Source organism: Vibrio sp. OPT18, from assembly GCF_015163615.1.
Lineage (GTDB): Bacteria > Pseudomonadota > Gammaproteobacteria > Enterobacterales > Vibrionaceae > Vibrio > Vibrio coralliirubri.
The window spans coordinates 1-4223 of sequence record NZ_JADDYK010000037.1 but is presented as its reverse complement, the minus strand read 5'-3'; the positions used below and the strand labels follow the sequence as shown (position 1 = coordinate 4223).

At 33.2% G+C, this 4223-nt stretch carries 4 protein-coding genes; 2 read left to right on the top strand and 2 right to left on the bottom strand.

The window, feature by feature from the left end; translation table 11 throughout:
* The first annotated feature begins 200 nt into the window (after positions 1 to 200).
* Positions 201 to 500, top strand: coding sequence for a hypothetical protein (locus IQQ51_RS09375; protein WP_193840884.1), 300 nt, complete (start codon positions 201 to 203; stop codon positions 498 to 500).
* 53 nt (positions 501 to 553) lie between these two features.
* A complete protein-coding gene (locus IQQ51_RS09370; protein ID WP_193840883.1) occupies positions 554 to 2107 on the top strand; it encodes a hypothetical protein in 1554 nt (517 codons plus the stop codon).
* A 33-nt stretch (positions 2108 to 2140) separates the two neighbouring features.
* Here IQQ51_RS09370 and IQQ51_RS09365 read toward each other — a convergent pair whose 3' ends face one another.
* Both IQQ51_RS09365 and IQQ51_RS09360 read right to left on the bottom strand, forming a co-directional pair.
* Positions 2141 to 3469, bottom strand: a complete 1329-nt coding sequence (locus IQQ51_RS09365; RefSeq protein ID WP_193840882.1) for a site-specific integrase — start codon at positions 3467 to 3469, stop codon at positions 2141 to 2143.
* A gap of 1 nt (position 3470) precedes the next feature.
* Positions 3471 to 3986 (bottom strand): hypothetical protein, encoded by a 516-nt coding sequence (locus IQQ51_RS09360; protein WP_193840881.1) that lies wholly within the window; start codon positions 3984 to 3986, stop codon positions 3471 to 3473.
* Positions 3987 to 4223 lie beyond the last annotated feature (237 nt).

Below are 4223 nucleotides of genomic sequence, written 5' to 3'. Positions count from 1 at the left end.
GTGCGACGTTTTCTCATTTCAAATCTCCTCATGGTTGGAGACCTGATCTTATTATTCGCTCTAGGTGATTAGAATGCGGGGTTTATGACGCGCTTACGAATTATCTAGGGCAACTGAATAAAGAATCGATACGAAATGCTATTAGTGATTCAAAGTATCCTGAACAACTGTGTTTGTTTGACTCTATAGGGGCTTATACAATGGAAGGTTTAGAGGATATGTCGATAGAGTCAGCAGTATTACTTGAATCAGGGTCGATAGGAATGGACATTACTTACGATATTCGCAGTGTTTTTCTAACTTTAAAAATGGATGCTAATGAATATAAGTACTTGAGTGAACAAGACTCATTTTCTGATAGTTTTCATAATCTTGAGGAATACGATGGTTATATAACTCTTGATCATTATGTCAGGCCATATATAAGGGTGTCTGTAACATATGACCCTTTGTTAGATGAGTTAAAAAACTATAGAGCTCATGCGCTATTTATTCGATAGATCACTTGGTTGTTAGAACATAACTTAATAATAATTTACAATAGGCTCATAAAATGGATGCATCGGGATTACTAACGGTATTTGCTGTTTTACTTACAGGAGCTACCCTTCTTCCTACGAAGAGAATTTTGGATTTGAAAATTAGAGTTACGTTGTTAGATAAAATACTATTTTCAGTTCTTATTGCATTTATCTTGTATTTCTTATTCTTCGAAATACTTAAATATAATAATCTTGTCCTCCCTATCCCTTGGTTGTGGGGCTTTGATGAGGAAAGTTCTCTTCTTGCTTCCTCATTGCTGTTAATGACTTTCTGTATTGTAAAATATAGAGAGGAGAAATTACCTAAATCTAGCATATCAAAGCTAAAGAAAGAAATTACTTCTTTAATTAAAGAAGTTAATTTTGTAGATATATCATTTCTATTGGAAAAGTATAAGCTTTACTTGATTAAATATTATTCACATATACCATGGTATGTCGTATTACATAGAAAAATTAAGCCAAGATATGAGCATGTGAATTTGATCTCGTTTAACGTAAGTGAGGATAATAAAACTACATTTACAGAAAACATTAGGGATAAGTTAGCGTGTATGATTCCTAATAGTTCACAAGTTTCTAATGAAATAGACTCTATGTTTTCGTTGATTTTTAAGTCTAGATCTTTAGTGTGCTATTTGAATGAAAATCACCCAACATTAGGATTGGAGTTAATTAGTACATCTGATAATATTGAATCAGTTTATCGCGAAGAGTTTATTAATATGCTTTTGGAAGATAAGCATAGCTTACTCTATAGGGAACTATCACAGTCTCAATATATTGATCAGTCAAATTGTTATGAAATAGATGCCAGCAATTTATTGTTGAAGTATTTATTTGAAGATATACGAAGATCTGACGATTTAAAACTATATCTTTCAATAAAGAATTTTTCTATCAAGATTATCCAAAAAGAGCAATCACAAAATAGTGTCTATCATAATTCTTGCGATGACTTTGTTGATAGCAACGAGCGTTATGAATGTCCAGTATATATATCAATTTTCCTATACGATATGATGATAAGGCAAGCTATAGAGCAGAAGTATTATAACCATTTATTTCCTAACTATCTGTTATTTATAGCGAAAGAAATTATCTCCAGCATTGATAACGTTGAAATGAATAGAAGTGGAAAAGAGTTCCCTACTCGTAATTATTTCTTACTCTATGAATGCTTTATTACTATGTCTTCATGGATCGATATGATTGTTGAAAGGGCAATAAATCAGGAAAGATACAACCCAGAGCTCATATTAGAATCTTTTGGCATGATGACCTACTATATGCTCACTTCTAAGGCAATAAGCAAAAAGAAAAAAGCGTATTACTTAGGTGTAGTTTTAGGTGTTATTCGGAAGCTAGATGAAGTCAACCTCGAAGCTTTCTCCAAAATTATAGTAACTCACTCTTTAAAGTTGCATGCTTTTTCCAAGCTAGATCAAAGTATTATTTTTATAATTGAAGAGCTTGGCCCTTATGTTAAAGATGATGATTGGTATCATTCATCAATTTTAAATAATTACTTTTTAAAGGGAAGTGTTAGTAGTAGAGAGGAATGATCATTCTGAGTAGGAAATTTTAACCATGTGGTCTTACTGATTTTTATAATTATTGGTTATATCGAGGAAGCTATATAGAGCATCCTTATCATCAATTTTTCCCATATCGTGTAATTCTTTCACTGCAATTAAACTCTGTAAGAAAGTTGCTTCGTATGATAATGGTACTTCTAGAACATTATTTCTATCACTATTAATTAAATCAGCGGCTAGGTGAACATAATGGGACAGAGAACTATTAGATGCATGCATTGAAATCTTTCTACATGCATTAGCAGCTACAGTTAATATATTCGAAAAGCTTCCAGATTTGGATAGTTTTACTATTTCTTTGGCAACATTAATAGTTATAAACCTGTGCCTAAAAGAATGATTACTTAGGTGCTTTAAAGCATTACAGTATTTGCTACAATTAATGACTTTTTTTGCATAGTTTTTGAGATAGCTTAATGATAAGGGAGTGCCTGTTGTTAAGTTAACAAAAATGAAGTCATGATCTATGTCTTTGAATTTCTTTTCAACCATGTCGATATATAACATAACTATTTGAAGGCTTTCTCCATCAACTTGAACATTACGTGTCTTTCCTTTGTACTTCCCTTTGAGAATAGGAATACCTTTAATTACGATAGGTTTGCCATTAAAAAGGTTTTTCACAGCCTGTTTTATCATTACTCTAGTGATTTTATGGACTTCGCTTATTCTAGAGCCTGTAATCTCTTGTAGAGTTATAAAAGCTTGCCATCTAGCGATTAGGAAGTCATCTAAATTAGGATGGAAGCTAGTGGTTTCGATGGCCTCATACCACATTGATAACTCATGGTCTCGAACATACTCTGCCTCCCTCCTTATGTGAATTAAGCCATTGAAACTACTATGGTATGGATATTCTCTGTTTATGTCACCATGTCTATACTTTTTAAGAGAGTAATGGATACCATATTCAGATGTTCCCACTTGGGAAGCTAGTTTCCAATCAGGGTTATTTTGGCTTAGATGAATAATGTATTCTAATGCAGTTCGTCCATGCTTTATTATTGTTTCATCATTGCATTTTCTTTTTTTTAAGCTCTTGATGTATAGATACATAGTACTATCTGAAACTTCGTTTAATTTTATGTTTTCTTTTTCCATAAATGAGCAGAAAATGTTTAAGCAATATGCTTTCTTTACAACAGTATTATATTTGGGTTTTACATTGTATGTTAAATATCCACCCCCATATACTGTTAAAAAGTAATTAGCCTCCCAATTAAAGTGGCCATTTTGTTTCAAAATAATAGGTAGAACGTATTCTTTCTCTTCTTTGAATGAAGGAAGGAATGATAAATCAGGATTGTTGGAAAGAATGACTTTAGACATTTTATGCTTCCCAAACTTTATTTTTACCTAGAGCTTTTGCCTGTTTCCTTAGCAATTCTCTATACCTTTCATCAATCTCCTTGTCTTCCCGAAACTCGTGGATTAGTTGCATATAAGCTCGGTAAACTTCGGCGAGAGCTACGCGTAGCTCTCTATTTTCTTGTTTTAACTTACTCTCCTCACCATTTTTTGTTCTATTCGTATCATTTTCAGAGTAACCGTTCGTGAGTCGAGTATTAGCTTTATCTATAGATGATAGCAACAACGCCAATGGTTCTTCGTTGTGTATTGAGTATGCCGAGTTCCTTGCATACGCTATTACTCCAAGGTTCGAATCGTTCCACTTGTGAACAGATGATTGTGATATCTTTCCACTTTTCATGTCTAGACTTTTGGGAATGTCTTCAACCGATTGAATTTGTGCTATTAGCTCTGACTTTTTAAGTATAGATTCGGTGATAGCCGTTCTTTTTTTCATTACTCCATTCGAAGTTTCACCTTGTTTGAGTCTAGGCATTTAGAGAGTCCTTAGGGTTAACGAAATAGAAAAATACAGAGTTCCCTTCTATCTTTTTGAATCTGATCTCCTGCCCAGTAGTTTCTTTATGCTCATTGATAAGTTGTCTAACTAAAGGTTCTAAAATAACTGATGTTTTGTAAGCGCGTCATAAACCCCGCATTCTAATCACCTAGAGCGAATAATAAGATCAGGTCTCCAACCATGAGGAGATTTGAAATGAGAAAACGTCGCACC